The organism is Aeromonas sp. MR19 (assembly GCF_963899305.1).
In the GTDB taxonomy this organism is placed as follows: Bacteria; Pseudomonadota; Gammaproteobacteria; order Enterobacterales; family Aeromonadaceae; genus Aeromonas; species Aeromonas bestiarum.
Window position 1 is genome coordinate 26888 of sequence record NZ_CAWQWZ010000014.1, and the last position, 19610, is coordinate 46497.

Consider the following 19610-nt stretch of genomic DNA (forward strand, 5'->3'; position numbering starts at 1 on the left):
ACCAGCCTTACTCTTCTTTCAACCGCAGCGGCTGACACAGATAGCTCTTGTCATTGGCGCTGCGGGCGCACTTGCCACAGACAAACTTGGGTTTGCGCACTATCTTGCGCAGGGTCTTGAGATCGGTCGGGATCTCGCTGCGACGCCATTCACACAGGGTCTTGTTGCCCATACCGACTACCTCGACAGCTCAGTGGGGCCTAGTGTAATCAATTTTCATTTCGAACACAGCAATACGGCCACCCCTGGGTGGCCGTATTGCTTGCCTCTGTCGGTTACTGGTAGAGGAACTTGGTGAAGATCAGCTCGCGCACCGCCTTCTTGCCGGTCTCTTTCACCAGCAGCTCGTTGGCCCGGGTCTGGCACTCCTTGCGCAGCTCCTCGCGGTTCACCAGCGACTTGATCTGCTCGCCGGTCTTGCTGCCCATCAGGCGTATGATGGCGTCGCGGATCAGCGGGTCGTGCTGCTCCAGCAGCTTGAGATCGGCCTCGTTCTCGGCCATCAGCTCCACAGTGACCCGGATATAGCCGAGGGTTTTGCCATCGCTCAGGTAGTTGGTGATGATGTCGGGATCCAGCAGGTGATAGAGGAAACCCGGCTTGGCGGCTTCGGCCCCTTCGGCGGGCGGCTCCTCCCCGGACGAGGCCTGCGCGTGCAGGGCGCCACAGCTCAGTAACAACACCAGCAGAATTTTGAAGATCTTCATATAGATGGCTCATCAGCGGCAGATACCCCATTTTTGATGTTGCCATCGGGGCCGTCAAGCACGGATGTTCTTACAATTCTCGATTGATTTACGGATAATAAACCGGATTTTAACCTGATAACGGAAATCTCCGGATGGTGAAGCTGTGAAGTCCGAGTTGACTGTTCCCCTCGTCCAGCTCGTCCCGTGGCGGGCTCCCGCAGAGTGCGAGCCGCCAGAGGCACTGCGGCCCTGGTTGCTGGAGGCCGACTCCATGACCCGGCGCCTGCGTCGCCACAATCGCCATTTCTCGCTGCAGCTGCTCGGCAATCGCAGCGTTGCCCTTGGCGCCGACGAGCAGCGGCTGGTGGCCGCTGAGCAGCCCCAGGGCCTGTGCCGCGAGGTGATACTGCACGGTGATGGGGGGCCGGCTGTGCTGGGCTGGACCCTGTTTGCCGAAGCCGCCCTGCAAGAGAGCGGGTTGCGCGAGCTGGGTGAACAGCCTTTGGGCGAGCGTATCTTCGGTGACGAGCCCGCCCGGCGCGATCACCTGCAACTGGCCTGTTTCGAGATTGCGAGCAATCCCTGGTGCCCGGCCGCCACCGTCTGGGGACGCCGTTCCCGTCTGTTTCTGGGGCAATGGCCACTGCTGGTCCATGAACTCTTCTTGCCCTCGCTGTCATCGAATAAGGAGCCGGAGTGAAGCTGTTAACCAAGGAGCGGGGACTGGCCTATGTGCAGTTGGCCCGCATCGACAAGCCCATCGGCACCCTGCTGCTGCTGTGGCCGACCCTGTGGGCACTCTGGCTGGCGGCCGATGGCCTGCCGGATCTCTGGACCCTGCTGGTATTCGTGGTGGGGGTATTTCTGATGCGCTCCGCCGGCTGCGTCATCAACGACTATGCGGATCGCAACTTCGATGGTCATGTGAAGCGCACCGCCGGTCGGCCCCTGCCCATGGGCAAGGTCAGGCCGCGGGAGGTGCTGGCGCTGTTCGCCGCGCTGGCGCTCATCTCGTTCGGCCTAGTGCTGACCATGAACCCGCTCACCATAGGCCTGTCGTTTGCGGCCCTGCTGCTGGCGGTCTGCTACCCCTTCATGAAGCGCTACATTCCGATCCCGCAGCTGGTGCTCGGCATGGCCTTCTCCTGGTCCATTCCCATGGCCTATGCGGCCCAGGCCAACGCCTTGCCACTGGTGGCCTGGCTGGTGTTTCTCGCCAACCTGCTGTGGACCATCGCCTATGACACCCAGTACGCCATGGTGGACAGGGACGACGACCTCAGGCTCGGCCTCAAGTCCAGCGCTATCCTGTTCGGTCGCCACGACAAGCGGATCATCGGTGTGCTGCAACTGGCCACCCTGCTGATCCTGCTGGCAGTGGGTCAACTGAGCGGGCTGGGCTCCAGCTACTACTGGTCGCTGCTGGCGGCGGCGGCGCTGTTTGTCTATCAGCAGCGGCTGATCCGGGAGCGGCAGCGGGAGGCCTGCTTCCAGGCCTTCCTCAACAACAACTATGTGGGGGCCCTGGTGTTTGCCGGGGTCGCGCTCAACTACCTGTGAGCCAGCCGCGTTGACGCGGGCCGTCCGGGACGCTCACTATTCGAGAGGCGGGGGTAAACCCTGCTGCCATGAAAAAGGCCGCATGCTGCGGCCTTTTTATTGATCTGTATTTGGCTCTTCTTGAGGTCAGAGCCGGTTGCCCGCCTGTATGGTGCGGCGGATCTTGTTGCTCAGCAGCGGCACTATGTTGTCGGCCAGCGCCTGGAAGCGGCCCAGATCCGGTTTGCACTCGGGGGAGAGGTAGCCCTCCTTGCGCAGGGTGTGGATCAGGGTGCTGAACAGCTTCTGGTCGAAGAACTCGGGGGCATTGATGCCGTGCAGAGTGCCGAGGCGCTCCGCCATCATCAGGCCGTCCGCCTCCAGCTGTTCCGCCTCGACATGGGGCTGGGCCAGCACCCGGGTCAGCACTATGGCGTAGCGTTGCAGCGTCTCCTGAATGCTCTCGGCCAGCAGCAGCAGGCGCATCTGGTTGCCCGGATTGACCCAATGGCCGCCATCGCGCGCCTCGACCAGTTGCTGGCGTTGCAGCTCGGCCAGCAGGGCATCGACCAGCTCCGGCAGCTCATCCTCTTCGTAGCGCAGGAACAGCTCCGTCTTGAGCAGCGGGTAGATGTCGACGCAACGGGCGACTATCTCGCCGCGGGAGATCCCCTCGCAACGCTCGATCAGCGCCGCCACCAGGGAGGGCAGGGCGAACAGATGGAGTATGTTGTTGCGGTAGTAGGTCAGCAGGATCGCCTGATAGCGGTCCAGGCTGATGATCTGGCCCAGCTTGTCCTCGCTCACCTCGAACTTGTTGAGCTCCATCGCCTGATCCAGCAGTGTCTTGGCATCCTCATCCGGGATTGTGCTCTGCGGGCTGTAGGGCACCTGCTTGAGCAGATCCAGATAGGTGTTGAGCTGGGCCTGCAGTTCGTCCCGGGTCAGGGCGTGGCGCTCGGCGGCCAGCAGCGCCAGCGCGCTCAGGGTCAGGCCGTTGACGGCGGCGGCCCCGTTGATGCGGGTCATCAGCAGCTCGGCCAGCTGGTTGACGGTGGGCGCCATCCACTCGGGGCGCTCCTCCTGGCCTATGTCGGCCTTCCAGGCCGGCACATGTTCATTGAGGTAGCTGTTGAGGGTCAGCGGCTCGCCGAAGTTGACGAAGCCCCGGCCATAGTTGCGCAGCTTGCGCAGTATGCCGAGCACCTGCAGGAAGCTCTCCTTCTCCTTGCGGCTGCCCTTGAGCTCGTTGTGGTAGGTGTTCACCTCCATCACGTGCTCGTAGCCCAGATAGACGGGCACCAGGGTGACAGGTCTGTCCAGCCCGCGCATCATGGCCTGCAGTGTCATGGCCAGCATGCCGGTCTTGGGCGGCAGCAGGCGGCCGGTACGGGAGCGGCCCCCTTCGGTGAAGAACTCCACCGAATAGCCCTTGGCAAACAGCAGGTTCAGGTATTCACGAAAGACGGTGCTGTAGAGCGGATTGCCCTTGAAGGTGCGACGGATGAAGAAGGCACCGCCGTGACGAAAGAGCGGGCCCGCCGGCCAGAAGTTGAGGTTGATGCCCGCCGCTATGTGGGGCGGCACCATGCCCTGGTGATAGATGACGTAGGAGAGCAGCAGGTAGTCCATGTGGCTGCGATGGCAGGGCACATAGACGATCTCGTGCCCTTCCTGCGCCAGCTGGCGTACCTTCTCGGCGCCGTTGACCGACAGGCCGCGGTAGAGCTTGTTCCACAGCCAGCCGAGGAAGCTCTCGCCGAGCCGGATCAACCGGTAGGAGAAGTCGGAGGCGATCTCGTCCATGTAGCCGTGGGCGCGTTTCTGCGCCTTCTCCAGGCTGATGCCGTCGCGCTGCGCCTCTTCCTCGATCGCCTGCTGGATCACGCTCGAATCCAGCAACTGCCTGAACAGCAGGTTGCGGTTCGGCAGTTTGGGGCCGGTGGCCGCCAGCTGCTGGCGGCTGAAGTGGGTGCGCGCCACCCGCGCCAGCTTGTGGGCTATGGCCTCGTCGGTGCCGTGCTTGTCGGCCATGTGACGCAGGGAGAGCGGCGGGGAGAAGCGCACCAGATTCTCGCGACCCTTGAGGATCACGATCAGCGCCTTCTTGAGGCGGTTCGGTGCCAGGCTGCTGATGATGTTCCAGCCGGAGGCTTCCTCGCCTTCCCGGCCGGGCGCGCGGCCCCAGAACAGGGTGACGGGCACCACCTGGATATCCAGCGCCGGATCCTGCTTGTGCAGATCCAGCAACTGGTGGAACTCCTGCAGGAAGGGCAGCGGCTTGCTGCGCTTGCCAAACAGGGGAGGCGGACGGTCCAGACAGACGTAGCGCGGCAGCAACTGGCCGTTCAGCTCCAGCGGCGTGAAGGGGCCGGGCAGGCCGAGATCCTCGCAGCACTGTTGCAGCGTCATCAGGTCGGTGATCGAGCTGGTTTTCAGGGCATAGACTATGGGTCTGGCCGGATCCAGCTTGAGCTCGGTGATGGGATTTTCCGGCAGGCTCTTGTGATTGACCAAGCCACTGACCGGCCATTGCAAGATGGCTCTGGAAATCTTCTGTCCAAGGGACATGTGCGTCTGCTCTCCGAAAAAATGCGGCGTGAGCATAGCAAATCACCGGCGCCTTGTCGCCGAGAGGTACGATGAGTCGGCTGCGCAGGATCAAAACAACGGTAAATGAGCGCCAGGCCATGACAAATGTCAGCTGTGCCTTGCCTTGGCCACAGCACTGTATATACTGCCAGTGTGCTGTATAAAAAGACAGGTGCCAATGTTATGAAACCTCTTACCCCCCGCCAGGCCGAAGTGCTGGAGCTGATCAAGGTGAACATGAGCGAGACCGGCATGCCGCCGACTCGCGCCGAGATTGCCCAGAAGCTTGGTTTCAAGTCGGCCAATGCGGCCGAGGAACATCTGAAGGCCCTGGCCAAGAAAGGGGTCATCGAGATCATGCCGGGGACTTCCCGCGGCATCCGTCTGCTGATCGAAGAGGAAGAGGTGCTGGAAGAGACAGGCCTGCCCCTGATCGGCAAGGTCGCGGCCGGTGAACCTATCCTGGCGCAGGAGCACATCGAGAGCCACTACCAGGTGGATCCTGCCCTGTTCCACCCCCGGGCGGATTTTTTGCTGCGGGTGCAGGGCATGAGCATGAAGAACATCGGCATCCTGGATGGCGACCTGCTGGCGGTACACAAGACCCAGGAGGTGCGCAACGGCCAGGTGGTGGTGGCGCGCCTCGATGAGGATGTCACCGTCAAGCGCTTCCAGCGCAAGGGCAGCCAGGTGTGGCTGCTGCCGGAAAACGAGGATCTGGAGCCCATAGCGGTGGATCTCTCCAGCCAGCAGCTCACCATAGAAGGGCTGGCCGTCGGCGTGATCCGCAACGCCGACTGGATGTAATCACCCTCGCCATGACACGGCCTCCTGCGGGAGGCCGTGTCGTTTTTGTGTTCCTTTCCCCATGATTTCAATCAGATCCTGATACCCGCCATTTTGTCTGCGGCGAACGGCCGCAGGTGACTCATTTCAGATATATCATTTGGTAAGGCAGTGGACTCGTTGCACTGTCCCCCGAATGCTCGACAAGACGCTCTTTACCCACGTCGCAGGAACCCAGGGGCAGCAGGGATGCATGACAACAGCCTCATGTGAGCTGGACAGCAATGGCATTTGGCCGGCCCACCACAGAGAGAGGCGATATCGCGGGATAAGAAGGGAGGGTGGCCAGCATGGCGCCGACGGCAAGGACCGTCCGGGTAATGAGGGCACACTCGCGCAGTCGACACGCGGCAGTCACAGGATCTGGCCACCTAGCGGTAGCAGACGATGCCGGTCGGCGTGACCTCTTGGTCAAGGAGGACAGGTATGGCTTCAAGCTCGCCATGGGATCCGGGTCTGGCATCGCCCGTTTCTTCCATCACACGTTTCATCAAGGGCAACCGGATGACCCGTTTCTATGCGCTCTGGGTGCATCACAAGGGCGCCTGCTGGACCATCTGGCTGGGCTGTCCCAAGGACAAGATAGTCCGCCTGGTCCGTCTGTTTCACAGCCATCACGACAGGGGACAGGCGGAGGCTCCCTGGACGGCCCCCGTCATACCGCTCCGCGCCCTGGCCCGTCGCCCCCATGAGCGGCGCAGACTGCAACCCTGATAGCCCGCATGCTGCTGACAGCCCCACCCTGACGGTGGGGCTGCTGTTTTCTGGCCTTGTTCGCCCGGCGGCCTGCCCATAGCGTCATCCCCTGACCGAAGTTGGATGCCGAATCGGCATCCGGTAGATGGGATGGTCCGGTCCGGGATTGGCTGGGTTACAATGGGTCATCCATTCGGGCCCGGTCTGCGGGCATGTCGAAGTGAAAGGGTCTGTTGTTATGGTTAAACCGCGTTACCCCTTGCTGTTTCTGCTGCTGGTCGGGGGCATGATGGCCGCATTCTACTGGAACCAGCCCTCCCTGCCCGAGCAGGCCGACTACTACCCGGCGGGGCGGGACATCAACCCGTTTGCCTTCACCGACGAGGACGGTCAGCCCTTCGTCCCGGCCAGTCTGGTGGGGCACTGGACCTTCCTGTTTGTCGGTTATACCTTCTGCCCGGATATCTGCCCGACCACGCTGGCGGATCTGCGCTCCGTCTACCCGGCGCTGAAGAAGATCGCACCCGAGAGCCAGGTGGTGTTCATCTCGGCGGATCCGCAGCGGGATGACGTGGCCCGCCTCAAGACCTATACCGCCTTCTTTCACCCCGAGTTCAAGGCGGCAACCGGCACCCATGACAAGCTGTTCCCGTTTGTACGCAATCTGGGCCTCATCTACTCCATCGCCGATCAGGGAGAGAAGGAGTACCTGATAGACCACTCCGCCTCCATAGTGCTGATCAACCCGGAAGGCAAGCTGGAGGCCGTGTTCCGTCCCCAGATGAGCGAGGGGCAGGTGCCCCACGTGGTCATGGCGACCCTGGTCTCCGATTTCGCCAGAATCGTGCGACTGGAAGGCGAGTGATGCCGGACGAGCGTCGGTTGCCATGCTGATCCCGCCCTGGTTGAAAGATGGCCGGCGCCATGGCGCCGTATTTGCCCTGGCCTTGCCCATGGTGCTCTCCAATATCACCACCCCCTTGCTGGGGCTGGTGGACACCTGGGTGATCGGTCATCTCGGCCAGGCCTGGTTTCTCGGCGGCGTCTCGGTCGGGGCTACCCTCATCAATCTCATCTTCTGGCTGCTGGGTTTCCTGCGCATGTCCACCACAGGGTTGACCGCCCAGGCCCATGGCGCCGGCAGCCCGCACAGCCAGCTCGACACCCTGGCGCGGGCGCTCGGCCTCGCCGTCGGACTGGGGCTGGCCCTGCTACTGCTGTTGCTGCCCTTCCTGCCTTCGCTCATTGCACTCGGTGGCGGTTCTGCCGAGGTGCAGAGCTATGCCGGCGAATATGTGTCGGTACGGATCTGGAGCGCGCCGGCGGCACTCTGCAATCTGGTGATCATGGGCTGGCTGCTGGGCATGCAGGATGCCCGCAGCCCTATGCTGCTGCTGATCTTCACCAACCTGGTCAACATGGCGCTGGATACTTGGTTCGTGCTGGGGCTGGGCTGGCAGGTGAAAGGAGTGGCCGCCGCCTCGCTGCTGGCAGATTACAGCGCCCTGGGGGTCGGGCTCTGGCTGGTGAGCCGTCATCTGCGCCGCCTGTCGCCCGAGGTGTGGCAGGGGGCCTGGCAGCGCTGGCGTCAGTGGCCGGCCTTGCTGAGACTGCTCAGTCTGAACCGGGATATCTTCGTCCGCTCCCTCTGTCTGCAACTCTGTTTCGCCTTCATGACCTTGCAGGGGGCGCGGCTGGGCGACGTGGCGGTCGCCGCCAATGCGGTGCTACTCAACTTCCTGATGCTCATCTCCTACGGGCTGGATGGCTTTGCCTACGCGGTGGAGGCCATGGTGGGCCGCGCCATAGGCCGGCGGGATCGGCAGGGGCTGCGCGAGGCCATAGTGCTGAACCTGGGGTGGGCGTTATTCATAGCAATGGGTTTCAGTCTGCTGTTTGCGGCGGGTGGCAGTCGGCTCATCGCCCATATCACCGACATTCCGGCGGTGATCGCCGAGGCGAATCGCCAGTTGCCCTGGCTGATCGTCATGCCCTTGCTGGCGGTCTGGTGTTTCCTGCTGGATGGGGTCTTCATAGGCGCGACCCGGGCCCGCGAGATGCGCAACAGCATGCTGGTGGCGGTACTGTGCTGCTTCTTCCCCATCTGGTGGCTCTGTCAGGGCTGGGGCGTGGCCGCCTTGTGGGCCGCCATGGGGGCGCTGATGGCGGGGCGGGGTCTGACGCTGGGGTGGCTGTGCTGGCAACTGGAACGCGATGGCCGTCTGTTGCACTCACCCCACGGCATGGAGCAGGCCGAGGGCGAGCCGTCATAGCCTGGCTGGCATGATCCTGTTGCAAGGGCTGGCCCATCACAGGGACGGCATCACCCGGTGGCGGCCAAGAGCCTAGAGGGATCCCTCATAGCCCAGCTGGCGCCAGCTCTCATACACGAATACCGCCACCGCATTGGCGAGGTTCATGCTGCGGCTCTGGGGCAGCATGGGGATGCGCAGCCGCTGCTCGAACGGCAGGCTCTCGATGAGATCCGCAGGCAGGCCACGGCTCTCCGGGCCGAACAGCATGGCGTCGCCGGGGGCAAACTGCACGGCCGAATGGGCAGTTCTTCCCTTGGTGGTGCAGGCGAATACCCGCCTGGGCGCCACCTCGGCCAGAAAGGCGTCATAGTCAGGCCAGCGCTTCACCTCGGCAAACTCGTGATAATCGAGCCCGGCCCGCTTCACCCGCTTGTCATCCCACTCGAAACCCAGCGGCTCTATCAGGTGCAGCCGGTAGCCTGTGTTGGCGCAGAGACGGATGATATTGCCGGTATTGGGCGGAATTTCCGGTTGGTAGAGCACTATGTCGAGCATGGCGGGATCCTGATGGGGGCCTAGATTGGGGCGAAAGGGGCGCCAGCATACCCAGCGCCCGGATGGATGAAAAGAGGCGACTCAGCCGATGGGCAGGCGGATGGTGATGGTCAGCCCGGCTGGCTGGTTGCTGCTGGCGCGTATGGTGCCACCGTGACGCTGGATCGCCTCCGAGGCGATGGCCAGCCCGAGCCCGGTGCCGCCTGTCTTGGCGTTGCGGGCATCATCCACCCGGAAGAAGGGCAGGAACAGCTGGGCCTGCTGCTCCACAGGCACGCCGGGGCCATCGTCGCGTATGGTCATCACCCACTCCCGTCCCTCTCGATACCAGTCCACCTTGATGAACTCGCGGGCGTACTTGAGCGCGTTGCGCAGCGGATTCTCCAGTGCCCGCGCCAGCAGCTCGGGCCACATCCGGATCGACTCGGTCGGCAGGGGCGGCAGCCGCAACTGCTTGCCGCTCTGGTTTGCCTCGAACATGGCATCGTCCAGCATGGGCTCCAGCAGATCCGCCAGCGGCATCACCACAGGCGCCTCCACGTGTTGCTGCACCCGCGACAGGTCGAGCAGGTCGCCGATCAGCTTGTCGAGCCGGCCTATCTCTGACTCTATCCGTGCCAGCTCGCTGCTGTCCCCTTGCTTGCGCCGGATCAGTGCCTGCGCCAGCTGGATGCGGGTAAGCGGGCTGCGCAGCTCGTGGGAGATGTCGGACAACAGCTGCTTCTGTTTCTGGATCATGTTCTTGAGGGTATCGACCATGTGGCTGACGTGATCCGCCAGCTGGCCGATCTCGTCGCGCCGCCCCAGGTTAGGGATCTGCATCTCCAGGTTGCCCTCCGCCAGCTGGGAGACAGACCGCTGCAACTGCAGTATGGGGCGGGTCAGGCGCCAGGCCAGCAGCAGGCAGAGTGGGGTGCTGACCAGCATGGCGATGCCCAGGATCTGGATCGGGTGATCCAGGATCTGGATGAACAGGAACAGATAGGAGTTTTCGACATTGAGGCCGAAGTAGACGTGATAGATCTGGCCGCGATGCTCCATCTGGAAGGGGCCGGCGATGGCCCGCTTGTGCTCGCTGCCCAGCATGGGCTTGGCCGGGTTGTCCGAATCGAGCATGAAGCGGACCACGAACTTGCTCAGGCGAGTGGTGGACTGCATCTGGCCTTTCTCATCGCGCAGATAGATGTTGTCCACCGGCAGCAGGCCCGCCGCGTCTATGGCCTGCACCAGATCGAAGTCATGATCGGGATCCGCCCCCTTCTGCAACGCCTTCAGGTTGTTGTTCATCCGGGTCATCTCGTGCGCCGGCAAGGGGATGATGTTGCGGGGATCCAGGGTCGGCAGTATCACCACGGCCGCCAGCACCACCAGCAGCATGAGCCAGAACCAGAGGAAGATCTGGGTGGAGAGGCCATTGAAGGTGCGGGCCGTGCTCATGCCTGTTCCAGCCACAGATAGCCGCGGCCGCGCACCGTCTTGAAGCGGGGCTGGCCATCGGTGCGCTCCGGCAGCTTCTTGCGCAGGTTGCTCAGGTGCATGTCGATGGCGCGATCGAAGGGCTCCAGCTTCTTGCCGAGCACCTGCTCGGAGAGATGGCTCTTGCTGATGATCTGGCCTGGGTTGCGCAGCAGGCACTCCAGCAGCCCGAACTCGGTTGCGGTGAGCTCCAGCAGCTGATCGCCGCTGCTGGCCTGTTGCAGGCCGGGTTGCAGCACCAGATCCATGAAGCGAAGCTCTTCGGAGGTGCCGCCGCGCTGGGGCTGGGCACTCTGGGTCCGGCGCAGTATGGCGCGCACCCGGGCCAGCAGCTCCCTGTCATCAAATGGTTTGGCGAGATAGTCGTCGGCCCCGGCTTCCAGCCCGTTGACCCTGTCCTGGCTGTCGCCACGGGCCGTCAGCATCAGCACCGGGGTGTCGTGGGTCTTGCGCAGTCTGGTCAGCATGGCGAAGCCGTTGAGCCTGGGCATCATCACGTCCAGCAGCACCAGGTTGAAGTCTTGCTCGGCCAGTCGCAGCAGCCCCTCTTCGCCATCCTCGGCGACTGTGACCTGGAAGCCTTCCAGAGTCAGAATTTCGGTGAGCAGCTGGGTCAGCTCGAGATCGTCGTCGACCAGGAGTATTTTGTGCATCTGAAGTCATTCCGCTGATTTTTCGCGCCAAGCCGGCGCAGGGGTCAGGGTATAATAGATTTTTAACCGCAAGAGGAAAGCCGGTTTTGAGCCATCAACAATATTCCCGCTGGGTGACGCTGGCCAGCATGGCCGCCGTCACCACGGCTACCCTGCTGATCACCGGCAAGCTGATCGCCTGGCTCATGACGGATTCATCGAGTCTGCTGGCGTCGCTCACCGACTCCTTCATGGATGTCAGCGCCTCCATCATCAACCTGCTGGCCATTCGCTATGCGCTGGCGCCGGCCGATGACGAGCACCGCTTCGGCCACGGCAAGGCGGAGTCGCTGGCGGGCCTCATCCAGTCCGCGTTTATTTCGGGCTCGGCCCTGCTGCTGGTGATGCACGGCATCTCCTCCCTGCTCAACCAGGCCCCCATACTGCGGCTCGAAGCGGGTCTCTGGGTCAGCGGCGGCTCCATAGTGCTGACCCTGCTGCTGGTCAGTTTCCAGGGCTTTGTCATCCGCAAGACCAACAGCGTGGCCATCAAGGCCGACATGCTGCACTACCGTTCTGACCTGCTGCTCAACGGCGGCGTCCTGCTGGCGCTGGTGCTGGCGGGGCGGGGCTGGTTCTGGGCCGATGGCCTGTTTGCCATCCTGATCGGCCTGTTCCTGCTGTGGGGCGCCATCCATATCGGCTATGAGTCGGTGCAGGCGCTGCTCGATCGTCAGTTGCCAGCCGAAGAACAAGCGAGAATAATGGCTCTCTGCTGTGACGTCGAAGGTGTCCACGGGGTGCATGATCTGCGTACCCGTCAATCCGGTCCGACCCGCTTCGTGCAGTTGCATCTGGAGCTGGATGATCAGCTCCCTCTGGTCAAGGCCCATCAGATCGCCGATGAAGCCGAACTGGCGGTGCGTCAGGAATTTGAGCGCATGGATGTCATCATTCATATGGACCCCATCTCTGTGGTGCACAAGGAACAGCAAGGCACTCCATCAGAACAACAGTAGGCTGCAACATGGATGATCTGGTTGCCAAAACCTGGCAAAAAATTGAGCGAGAAGCGGCATGCATGGTGACCGAAGAGCCCATGCTGGCCAGCTTCTTTCATTCCACCATTCTCAATCACAAGAACCTGCGCTCGGCCCTCAGCTTCCAGCTGGCCAACAAGCTCGACAGCGCCACCATGCCTGCCATCGCCCTGCGCGAGGTGATCGAGCTGGCCCTGCGCAGCGAGCCCGAGTTGCTGGCGGCAGTGGCGGCCGACATCTGCGCCGTGCAGGAGCGTGACCCTGCGGTCGATCTCTTCTCCACCCCGCTGCTCTACCTCAAGGGCTTTCATGCCCTGCAAGGCTATCGGGTTGCCAACTGGCTGTGGCGCCAGGGGCGCCGCTCGCTGGCGCTCTACCTGCAAAACCAGATCTCGGTGGTGTTCGGGGTGGACGTGCACCCGGCGGCGCGGATCGGCAAGGGCATCATGTTTGACCATGCCACCGGCATAGTGGTCGGCGAGACGGCGGTGATCGAGGACGATGTCTCCATACTGCAGAGCGTGACCCTGGGCGGTACCGGCAAGGAGAGCGGCGATCGCCACCCCAAGATCCGCGAAGGGGTCATGATAGGGGCGGGCGCCAAGGTGCTCGGCAATATCGAAGTGGGGATGGGCGCCAAGATAGGTGCCGGCAGCGTGGTGATCAACCCGGTGCCGCCGCACACCACAGTGGCTGGCGTACCGGCCAAGATAGTGGGCCGCCCGGAGTGCGACAAGCCTTCGCTGGATATGGATCAGTGCCTCTGATCCCCTGACCGAGACGATTCGATGGCCAAGCGCTGGTCAGGTTATCTGATCCTGGGGATGTGGCTGCTCAACCTGCTGCACCTCTATCTGGGATTCTCCCCCTGGCCTGCGGCCATCGCCGCCTGGGCCGCCTCCCTGCTCACCTGGCCCTGGCTGGTGGGGGCGGCCAAACGGCAGGCCCTGGCCCTGTACGGGGCCGCGCTTGCGCTGCTGATCTTCTCCTGGTGGCGGGGAGCCAGCCTCAACCCGGGCGACTGGCTGCTGCCCAACATCAACATGCTCACCATGTTTGCCGCCGTGAGCACCCTCAACCTGGCGACGTCGGGCCTGCTGACCGGCACTGCCTCCTGGTCCGGTCGCAAGGGGTTGTGGAGCACCATGGCCAGCCTCAACCTGCTGGGTGCCGTCATCAACCTCTCCGTGCTGTTCATCATCGGCGATCGGCTGGAGCGGGGCGGCACCCTGGAGCGGCGTCAGGTGATGGTGCTGAGCCGGATCTTCTGTGCCGCGGCCTTCTGGTCCCCCTTCTTCGTCGCCATGGCGGTGGCGCTCACCTATGCCCCAGGTCTGCAACTGTCGAGCATACTGCCGTTTGGCGTGGTCGCCGCGTTGCTGGCGATGGGACTGACCGCCTGGCAGGTGGAGCGACTCGGGGTCGAGGACTTTGCCGGCTACCCGCTGCGGTTGCAGACCCTGGGGCTGCCGGTGGCCTTGGCCCTGCTGGTGCTGCTGATCAAGCAGATCTGGCCAGCGCTCGGCATTCTGGCGGTGATCGCCCTGGTGGCACCGCTGCTGGCGCTGCTGTTCATGCCCAGAGCCGGGCGAGGCGCCGCCCTCAAGCGGCAGGTGGTGGAGCGTTTCCCCGCCATCGGCGGTCAGCTGGTGCTGTTTCTGGGGGCCGGTTTGCTGGCCGCCGGCATCAACAGTGCGCTGTCGGTGCTCGAAATCGGGGGCGAGCACGGGCTGCCGCTGTTCAACCACTTCGGCTGGCTGGAGTCATCCCTGACCCTGCTGCTGATCCTGCTGGTGGCCATCGTCGGCGTGCATCCGCTCATCAGCATCTCCGGGCTGGCGCCGCTGCTCTGGCCGCTGGCGCCGGATCCCAGCCTGCTCGGCATGTGTTTCCTGCTGGGGTGGGGGCTGGCGACCGGCACCAGTCCGCTCTCCGGCTCCAACCTGGCGCTGGCGTCCCGCTACAACCTGAGTGCCGGCTTGATCCTGCGCTGGAACCTGCTCTACGGCCTGTTGATGTACGGGGTCGCCTGCCTGTTGCTGGGGGCTTATATCACGCTGCACAGCTGACGGGGTAATCTGGTGGCGCGGTATGGATTCGAGATTGGATGCCTGTTGCTGGGGGCTTGAATCATGCTGTGCGGCTGACGGGATAATCTGGAAACCGGGTTCGATGACATGCCCGTGGTCACTGCCTCGACGAAGGGTTGTCTGTCGGTTGTCAGGGTCTTGTCGCGGTCCGGGCGCAGGATGCGAGAAAAACAGACGCATATTTAGGCAATACATCTATGGAAGGCGCATTTTACAGCGCACTGGCTTGTTTGTGCCGATGCCCTCAGGGTATGCTGGCTTCACGCGCTTGAATCGCCCTCTGTGGGGCATCGCAATTGAACATACAGGTATGCATATGTCACTAGAAGTCCTTGAGCAACTCGAATCCAAAGTACAATCCGCCGTCGACAACATCTCTCTGCTGAAGATGGAGCTGGACGAGCTGAAAGAGCAAAACGGCAAGCTGCAAGACGAAAACCATCAGCTGCGCAACGAACACGTTGCCTGGCAGGAACGTCTGCGCGCCCTGCTGGGCAAGATGGATCAGATGGGCGAAACCATCTAGTCCGCTGCCGGTTGGCAACATTGAAAACGGGCCGCTCCATGAGCGGCCCGTTTGTTTGTGGCGGGTAGGGGATCAGAGGGTCAGCAGCTGTTTGACCGTCTTCTCGATGCCGTCCGCCGCTTCGACTATGTTGTTGGCCAGCATGTAGGCGGGGGTGGAGATCACCTTGCGCTCCTGATCCACCACGAACTCGTTGACCGGGCAGTTGAGGTGGCTGCCGCCCATGGCCTCTATGGCGTTGGCTGTGCCTTCGTCATGGCCTATGGTGGCCAGGGTGCCGGCGCCATAGATGAGCGGGATCATGGCCGGTGCGATGCAGATGTAGGCCGCCGGCTTGCGGGCATTGGCAAAGCTCTGACACGCTTTCAGCACATCCGGCTGGATCTGGCACCCGGCACCCTTGGTGGCGAAGTCGCACAGGTTCTTGGCCGCGCCAAAGCCACCTGGCACCAGCAGGGCGTCATAATCGGCCGCATCCAGTTCGGCCACATCCCGGATCTGGCCGCGGCAGATGCGCGCCGCCTCGACCAGCACGTTGCGGCTCTCCCCCTCGCTGACGTCACCCGTCAGGTGGTTGACCACATGCAACTGCGCCACGTTCGGGGCGAAGCATTGGGTGGTGGCGCCATGGCGGGCCAGCGCCAGCAGGCTGATGACGGCTTCGTGGATCTCGGCCCCGTCAAACACGCCACAGCCACTCAAAATCACGGCCACTTTTTTCATGGCAAACTCCTCGTTGTTGAAAATGTGAGCCAGGATAGATTGTTGTACTTTTGTATGGTTATCGCTCGCCATCCGCTGGTCAAGTCATCTCGCTGTGCTAGGATTGTTTCGTTTTGGATCCTGCCGTACCTACTCCCTTAAATCTTTTTCCACATTGATCGAGATCATTCTAACAGTCTCGCGATCGGTTTTTACGATCTCAATGCATTGTTTTATATGGATTTTATATTTTTTGTGCACAGTTTTATCACTGTGGCTCATACTGCGCCCCATTTTTGAACACAGACTTATCCACAGCTTGAGTCCCTTTGGCTGCCCGCTTAGGGTGCTGCTGCACCCCTTGGTGTGAGGGGGGCCCTGTGGCATCCTAGCGGCTGTTTATCTCTGGCAGGACGATTTCATGGCCCCTAGCAACCCCCTTATTCTGGTCGACGGCTCTTCTTATCTTTACCGCGCCTTCTTCGCCTCCCAGCAGGCCGATCTGCGCACTTCGACCGGTTTGCCGAGCGGCGCCGTCCGTGTCATGGCCAACATGATGCGCAGCCTGCGCAAGCAATACCCTGACTGCCATGTGGCCGTGGTGTTTGACGCCAAGGGCAAGACCTTCCGCGACGACATCTATCCCGAGTACAAGGCGACCCGTGCCAGCATGCCGGACGATCTGCGCAGCCAGGTCGCCCCCATCCACCAGATGATCAAGGCGATGGGCTTCCCCTTCTTGATGGTCGAAGGCGTCGAGGCCGACGACGTGATCGGCACGCTCGCCCGCCAGGCGACCGAGAAGCAGCTGCCCGTGCTGATCAGCACGGGTGACAAGGACATGGCGCAGCTGGTCTCAGATCACGTCACCCTGATCGACACCATGAAAGATGTTAAGACCGACAGGGAAGGGGTGATCGAGAAGTTTGGCGTGCCGCCGGAGCTCATCATCGACTATCTGGCCCTGATGGGTGACAAGGTCGACAACATCCCCGGCATGACAGGCGTCGGCGAGAAGACGGCGCTGGCCCTGTTGCAGGGGATCGGCAGCATAGACGAGATAGCCGCCAATCTGGACAAGGTGGCGGCCCTCGGCTTCCGCGGTTCCAAGGCGTTCGCCGACAAGTTCCGCGAGCAGGAGGAGCAGGTGCGCCTCTCTTATCTCCTGGCGACCATCAAAACCGATGTCGAGCTGGAACAGAGTCTGGAACAGCTGTTGCTCAAACCGGTCGACAAGGAGTCCCTGCTGGCCGTCTATCGAGAATATGAGCTGCGCAACCTGATCAAGGAGCTGGAGTCCGGTGACGAAGAGGGTGCCGGTTCGGAAGAGGGGAGCGATGACACAGTTGCCCCCGTTGCCGCCATCGAAACCGACTACCGCTGCATTCTGGACGAGACCGAGTTTGACGACTGGCTGGCGCAGTTGCAGGCGGCGCCGTTGTTCGCCTTCGATACCGAAACTACCAGCCTCGACTATATGGAGGCACGCATCGTCGGGGTCTCCTTCGCCGTCGAAGCGGGCAGGGCCGCCTATGTGCCCTTTGGTCACGATTATCTGGGGGCACCGGTGCAGTTGACCGAAGCCGTGGTGCTGGGCAAGCTCAAGCCGTTGCTGGAAGATCCGACCCGTCTCAAGGTGGGGCAGAACCTCAAGTACGATCGCAACGTGCTGCTCAACCACGACATCGACCTGCAGGGTATCGCCTACGACACCATGCTCGAGTCCTATGTGCTCAACTCCACCGCCAGCCGTCACGACATGGACTCGCTGGCCAAGCGTTATCTCGGGGTCGAGACCACCTCGTTTGAAGATATCGCGGGCAAAGGGGTCAAGCAGCTCACCTTCAACCAGATCGAGCTGGAGCAGGCCGCCCCCTATGCGGCGGAAGATGCCGACATCACCCTGCGTCTGCACCAGACTCTGTGGGGTCAGCTGGAAGCCGTGCCTGGCCTGTGCCAGGTATTCAGCGACATCGAGCTGCCGTTGCTGCCTGTGCTGGCGCGGATGGAGCTGCTCGGGACCACCATAGATCCCAAGCTGCTGCATCAGCAGAGCCAGGAGATAGAGCTGCGTCTGGCTGAACTGGAGCGTCAGGCCCACGAGCTGGCCGGGCAGGAGTTCAACCTCTCCTCACCCAAGCAGCTGGGGGAGATCCTCTTCACCAAGCTGGGGCTGCCGATCATCAAGAAGACCCCCAAGGGAGCGCCATCCACCGCGGAAGAGGTGCTGGCCGAGCTGGCCGAGACCTACGAGCTGCCGCGCCTGCTGATGGAACACCGCACGCTGGCCAAGCTCAAGTCCACCTATACCGACAAGCTGCCGCTGATGATCAAGCCCCAGACCGGGCGGGTACACACCTCCTATCATCAGGCGGTGGCGGCCACCGGCCGTTTGTCCTCCTCTGACCCCAACTTGCAGAACATCCCGGTGCGCAACGAGCAGGGGCGCCGGATCCGCCAGGCCTTCATTCCGAGTGCCGGTTACAAGCTGGTGGCGGCTGACTATTCCCAGATCGAGCTGCGCATCATGGCGCACCTCTCCGGTGACAAGGGGCTGCTGACCGCGTTTGCCGAGGGCAAGGACATCCACAAGGCAACGGCTGCCGAGGTGTTCGGGGTGGCGCTCGATGCGGTTACCACCGACATGCGCCGCAGCGCCAAGGCGATCAACTTCGGCCTCATTTATGGCATGAGCGCCTTCGGTCTGGCCAAACAGCTGGGGATAGGTCGCGCCGAGGCGCAGAAGTACATGGATCTCTACTTCGAACGCTACCCGGGCGTGCTGGAATACATGGAGCGCACCCGCCAGCAGGCCGAAGCGCAGGGCTATGTCGAGACCCTGTTTGGTCGTCGCCTCTATCTGCCGGATATCAAGTCCCGCAACGCCGGTCTGCGCAAGGCCGCCGAGCGGGCCGCGATCAACGCCCCCATGCAGGGGACGGCCGCCGACATCATCAAGCGCGCCATGATCAACGTGGATGGCTGGATCCGCGGCATCGAGGATGAGTCGATCCGCATGCTGATGCAGGTACACGATGAACTGGTGTTCGAGATCCGCGAAGAGAAGCTGGAGGAGTACGTCGCCATCATCAAGGAGAAGATGTCGGCGGCGGCCGAGCTGCATGTGCCCCTGCTGGTCGAGGCGGGAACCGGCGATAACTGGGATCAGGCCCACTAACGCTCCGCACTCTGTTGCTGTGTGGATAGCAATATAAGAAGAGAAGCCCGGCATCACGCCGGGCTTCCTGTTTACAGCGTGCGTATCAGGCCTCTTGCAGGTACTCGTCCTTGAGCAGGACATAGTTGTCGGCCGAGGTCTTGAGAAACGCAATTTCGGCAGGCTTGAGCGCCCGGGCCTGTTTGACCGGGTTGCCCATATAGAGGAAGCCGGCTTCGAGCCGTTTGCCCGGCGGCACCAGACTGCCGGCGCCTATCATCACGTCGTCTTCTACTACCACTCCATCCAGAATGATGGCCCCCATGCCGACCAGCACCCGATTGCCTATGGTGCAGCCGTGCAGCATGGCCTTGTGGCCGACGGTGACATCTTCCCCGATCAACAGCGGATAGCCGTCAGGATTGCTGGCACTCTTGCGGGTGAGATGCAGCACTGTGCCATCCTGAATATTGCTGCGAGCCCCGATGCGTATGTGGTTCACATCACCCCGGGCCGCCACCATGGGCCAGATGCTGGCATCGTCGGCCAACTCTATCTCTCCCACCAGGGTGGCGCAGGGGTCTACATATACCCGTTTGCCCAGTTGCGGGCGTTTTCCCTTGTAAGGTCTCAGTCGCAAGTCCATCTTGGCCTCCTTGTTTTCGGCCATTCTAGCAATCCAGGGCCAGTTTCTGTGGATAAGTTTGTACAAAAGCTGTGGTTGGTTATGAATAACTAAATAAGTGCCGATTTTTGCAGTTTTATTGCATTGCGACCCTTGCCAACGCGATCAATCTCTCTATAATGCGCCACAT

Annotated in this window: 19 protein-coding genes; 11 read left to right on the forward strand and 8 right to left on the reverse strand. The window is 62.3% G+C overall.

Translation table 11 applies throughout. The annotated features are described in order from the left end of the window. Positions 1-7: 7 nt before the first annotated feature. Together AACQ95_RS12245 and AACQ95_RS12250 are read right to left on the reverse strand one after the other, a co-directional pair. Positions 8-172, reverse strand: coding sequence for a hypothetical protein (locus AACQ95_RS12245; RefSeq protein WP_005321246.1), 165 nt, complete (start codon positions 170-172; stop codon positions 8-10). A 103-nt stretch (positions 173-275) separates the two neighbouring features. Then, a complete protein-coding gene (locus AACQ95_RS12250; protein WP_043139574.1) occupies positions 276-707 on the reverse strand; it encodes a flagellar basal body-associated FliL family protein in 432 nt (143 codons plus the stop codon). A gap of 145 nt (positions 708-852) precedes the next feature. Here AACQ95_RS12250 and AACQ95_RS12255 point away from each other — a divergent pair, with 145 nt between their 5' ends. After that, complete coding sequence (locus AACQ95_RS12255; RefSeq protein WP_043139568.1) at positions 853-1389, forward strand: chorismate--pyruvate lyase family protein; 537 nt, start codon at positions 853-855, stop codon at positions 1387-1389. After that, a complete protein-coding gene (gene ubiA, locus AACQ95_RS12260; protein ID WP_241281023.1) occupies positions 1386-2249 on the forward strand; it encodes a 4-hydroxybenzoate octaprenyltransferase in 864 nt (287 codons plus the stop codon). The genes AACQ95_RS12255 and ubiA overlap by 4 nt, the downstream gene beginning before the upstream one ends. A gap of 126 nt (positions 2250-2375) precedes the next feature. On the opposite strand, the gene plsB is transcribed toward ubiA, so the two are convergent. Continuing rightward, positions 2376-4799, reverse strand: coding sequence for a glycerol-3-phosphate 1-O-acyltransferase PlsB (gene plsB / locus AACQ95_RS12265; protein WP_098981085.1), 2424 nt, complete (start codon positions 4797-4799; stop codon positions 2376-2378). A gap of 204 nt (positions 4800-5003) precedes the next feature. Between plsB and lexA the strand changes: the two genes are divergently transcribed. The 4 genes from lexA (at position 5004) to AACQ95_RS12285 (ending at position 8635) form a co-directional block, all read left to right on the forward strand. After that, the gene (gene lexA / locus AACQ95_RS12270; RefSeq protein WP_042873420.1) at positions 5004-5627 is read left to right on the forward strand and encodes a transcriptional repressor LexA; all 624 of its coding nucleotides are present in this window, start codon (positions 5004-5006) and stop codon (positions 5625-5627) included. A gap of 465 nt (positions 5628-6092) precedes the next feature. Then, a complete protein-coding gene (locus AACQ95_RS12275; RefSeq protein ID WP_043139557.1) occupies positions 6093-6380 on the forward strand; it encodes a hypothetical protein in 288 nt (95 codons plus the stop codon). Between the two features lie 220 nt (positions 6381-6600). Next, complete coding sequence (locus tag AACQ95_RS12280; protein WP_103472996.1) at positions 6601-7227, forward strand: SCO family protein; 627 nt, start codon at positions 6601-6603, stop codon at positions 7225-7227. A 22-nt stretch (positions 7228-7249) separates the two neighbouring features. Further along, positions 7250-8635, forward strand: coding sequence for an MATE family efflux transporter (locus AACQ95_RS12285; RefSeq protein ID WP_241281024.1), 1386 nt, complete (start codon positions 7250-7252; stop codon positions 8633-8635). Between the two features lie 72 nt (positions 8636-8707). Here AACQ95_RS12285 and trmL read toward each other — a convergent pair whose 3' ends face one another. The 3 genes from trmL to AACQ95_RS12300 form a co-directional block, all read right to left on the reverse strand. Beyond that, entirely contained in the window at positions 8708-9172 is a 465-nt protein-coding gene (gene trmL / locus AACQ95_RS12290) for a tRNA (uridine(34)/cytosine(34)/5-carboxymethylaminomethyluridine(34)-2'-O)-methyltransferase TrmL (protein WP_043139552.1), read from the reverse strand. A gap of 81 nt (positions 9173-9253) precedes the next feature. Further along, positions 9254-10609: an ATP-binding protein gene (locus AACQ95_RS12295; RefSeq protein ID WP_098981081.1), complete on the reverse strand. Its 1356-nt coding sequence runs from the start codon at positions 10607-10609 to the stop codon at positions 9254-9256. Beyond that, complete coding sequence (locus AACQ95_RS12300; protein WP_043139547.1) at positions 10606-11301, reverse strand: response regulator; 696 nt, start codon at positions 11299-11301, stop codon at positions 10606-10608. The genes AACQ95_RS12295 and AACQ95_RS12300 overlap by 4 nt, the downstream gene beginning before the upstream one ends. A gap of 86 nt (positions 11302-11387) precedes the next feature. On the opposite strand from AACQ95_RS12300, the gene fieF reads away from it, so the two are divergent. The 4 genes from fieF to AACQ95_RS12320 all read left to right on the forward strand — a co-directional run bounded on the left by fieF (position 11388) and on the right by AACQ95_RS12320 (position 14936). Further along, positions 11388-12299: a cation efflux pump FieF gene (gene fieF, locus AACQ95_RS12305; RefSeq protein WP_043139544.1), complete on the forward strand. Its 912-nt coding sequence runs from the start codon at positions 11388-11390 to the stop codon at positions 12297-12299. An 8-nt stretch (positions 12300-12307) separates the two neighbouring features. After that, the gene (gene cysE / locus AACQ95_RS12310) at positions 12308-13087 is read left to right on the forward strand and encodes a serine O-acetyltransferase (RefSeq protein WP_042868480.1); all 780 of its coding nucleotides are present in this window, start codon (positions 12308-12310) and stop codon (positions 13085-13087) included. A 21-nt stretch (positions 13088-13108) separates the two neighbouring features. Beyond that, positions 13109-14389, forward strand: coding sequence for a hypothetical protein (locus AACQ95_RS12315; RefSeq protein WP_241281025.1), 1281 nt, complete (start codon positions 13109-13111; stop codon positions 14387-14389). Between the two features lie 337 nt (positions 14390-14726). Beyond that, the gene (locus AACQ95_RS12320) at positions 14727-14936 is read left to right on the forward strand and encodes a cell division protein ZapB (protein ID WP_042037447.1); all 210 of its coding nucleotides are present in this window, start codon (positions 14727-14729) and stop codon (positions 14934-14936) included. A 72-nt stretch (positions 14937-15008) separates the two neighbouring features. Here the strand turns inward: AACQ95_RS12320 and elbB are convergent, their stop codons facing one another. Continuing rightward, positions 15009-15659, reverse strand: a complete 651-nt coding sequence (elbB, locus tag AACQ95_RS12325) for an isoprenoid biosynthesis glyoxalase ElbB (RefSeq protein ID WP_043139533.1) — start codon at positions 15657-15659, stop codon at positions 15009-15011. Positions 15660-16059: 400 nt separating this feature from the next. Between elbB and polA the strand changes: the two genes are divergently transcribed. Beyond that, complete coding sequence (gene polA / locus AACQ95_RS12330) at positions 16060-18816, forward strand: DNA polymerase I (RefSeq protein WP_241281026.1); 2757 nt, start codon at positions 16060-16062, stop codon at positions 18814-18816. Positions 18817-18901: 85 nt separating this feature from the next. Here the strand turns inward: polA and AACQ95_RS12335 are convergent, their stop codons facing one another. Next, a complete protein-coding gene (locus AACQ95_RS12335; RefSeq protein ID WP_241281027.1) occupies positions 18902-19441 on the reverse strand; it encodes a gamma carbonic anhydrase family protein in 540 nt (179 codons plus the stop codon). Positions 19442-19610 lie beyond the last annotated feature (169 nt).

Bases quoted from the DNA above. Each gene is read 5' to 3' on its own strand.
- AACQ95_RS12245 (WP_005321246.1), bottom strand. From the start codon at position 172: ATGGGCAACAAGACCCTGTGTGAATGGCGTCGCAGCGAGATCCCGACC.
- AACQ95_RS12250 (WP_043139574.1), bottom strand. From the start codon at position 707: ATGAAGATCTTCAAAATTCTGCTGGTGTTGTTACTGAGCTGTGGCGCC.
- plsB (WP_098981085.1), bottom strand. From the start codon at position 4,799: ATGTCCCTTGGACAGAAGATTTCCAGAGCCATCTTGCAATGGCCGGTC.
- lexA (WP_042873420.1), top strand. From the start codon at position 5,004: ATGAAACCTCTTACCCCCCGCCAGGCCGAAGTGCTGGAGCTGATCAAG.
- AACQ95_RS12275 (WP_043139557.1), top strand. From the start codon at position 6,093: ATGGCTTCAAGCTCGCCATGGGATCCGGGTCTGGCATCGCCCGTTTCT.
- AACQ95_RS12280 (WP_103472996.1), top strand. From the start codon at position 6,601: ATGGTTAAACCGCGTTACCCCTTGCTGTTTCTGCTGCTGGTCGGGGGC.
- AACQ95_RS12285 (WP_241281024.1), top strand. From the start codon at position 7,250: ATGCTGATCCCGCCCTGGTTGAAAGATGGCCGGCGCCATGGCGCCGTA.
- trmL (WP_043139552.1), bottom strand. From the start codon at position 9,172: ATGCTCGACATAGTGCTCTACCAACCGGAAATTCCGCCCAATACCGGC.
- AACQ95_RS12295 (WP_098981081.1), bottom strand. From the start codon at position 10,609: ATGAGCACGGCCCGCACCTTCAATGGCCTCTCCACCCAGATCTTCCTC.
- AACQ95_RS12300 (WP_043139547.1), bottom strand. From the start codon at position 11,301: ATGCACAAAATACTCCTGGTCGACGACGATCTCGAGCTGACCCAGCTG.
- cysE (WP_042868480.1), top strand. From the start codon at position 12,308: ATGGATGATCTGGTTGCCAAAACCTGGCAAAAAATTGAGCGAGAAGCG.
- AACQ95_RS12315 (WP_241281025.1), top strand. From the start codon at position 13,109: ATGGCCAAGCGCTGGTCAGGTTATCTGATCCTGGGGATGTGGCTGCTC.
- AACQ95_RS12320 (WP_042037447.1), top strand. From the start codon at position 14,727: ATGTCACTAGAAGTCCTTGAGCAACTCGAATCCAAAGTACAATCCGCC.
- elbB (WP_043139533.1), bottom strand. From the start codon at position 15,659: ATGAAAAAAGTGGCCGTGATTTTGAGTGGCTGTGGCGTGTTTGACGGG.
- polA (WP_241281026.1), top strand. From the start codon at position 16,060: ATGGCCCCTAGCAACCCCCTTATTCTGGTCGACGGCTCTTCTTATCTT.
- AACQ95_RS12335 (WP_241281027.1), bottom strand. From the start codon at position 19,441: ATGGACTTGCGACTGAGACCTTACAAGGGAAAACGCCCGCAACTGGGC.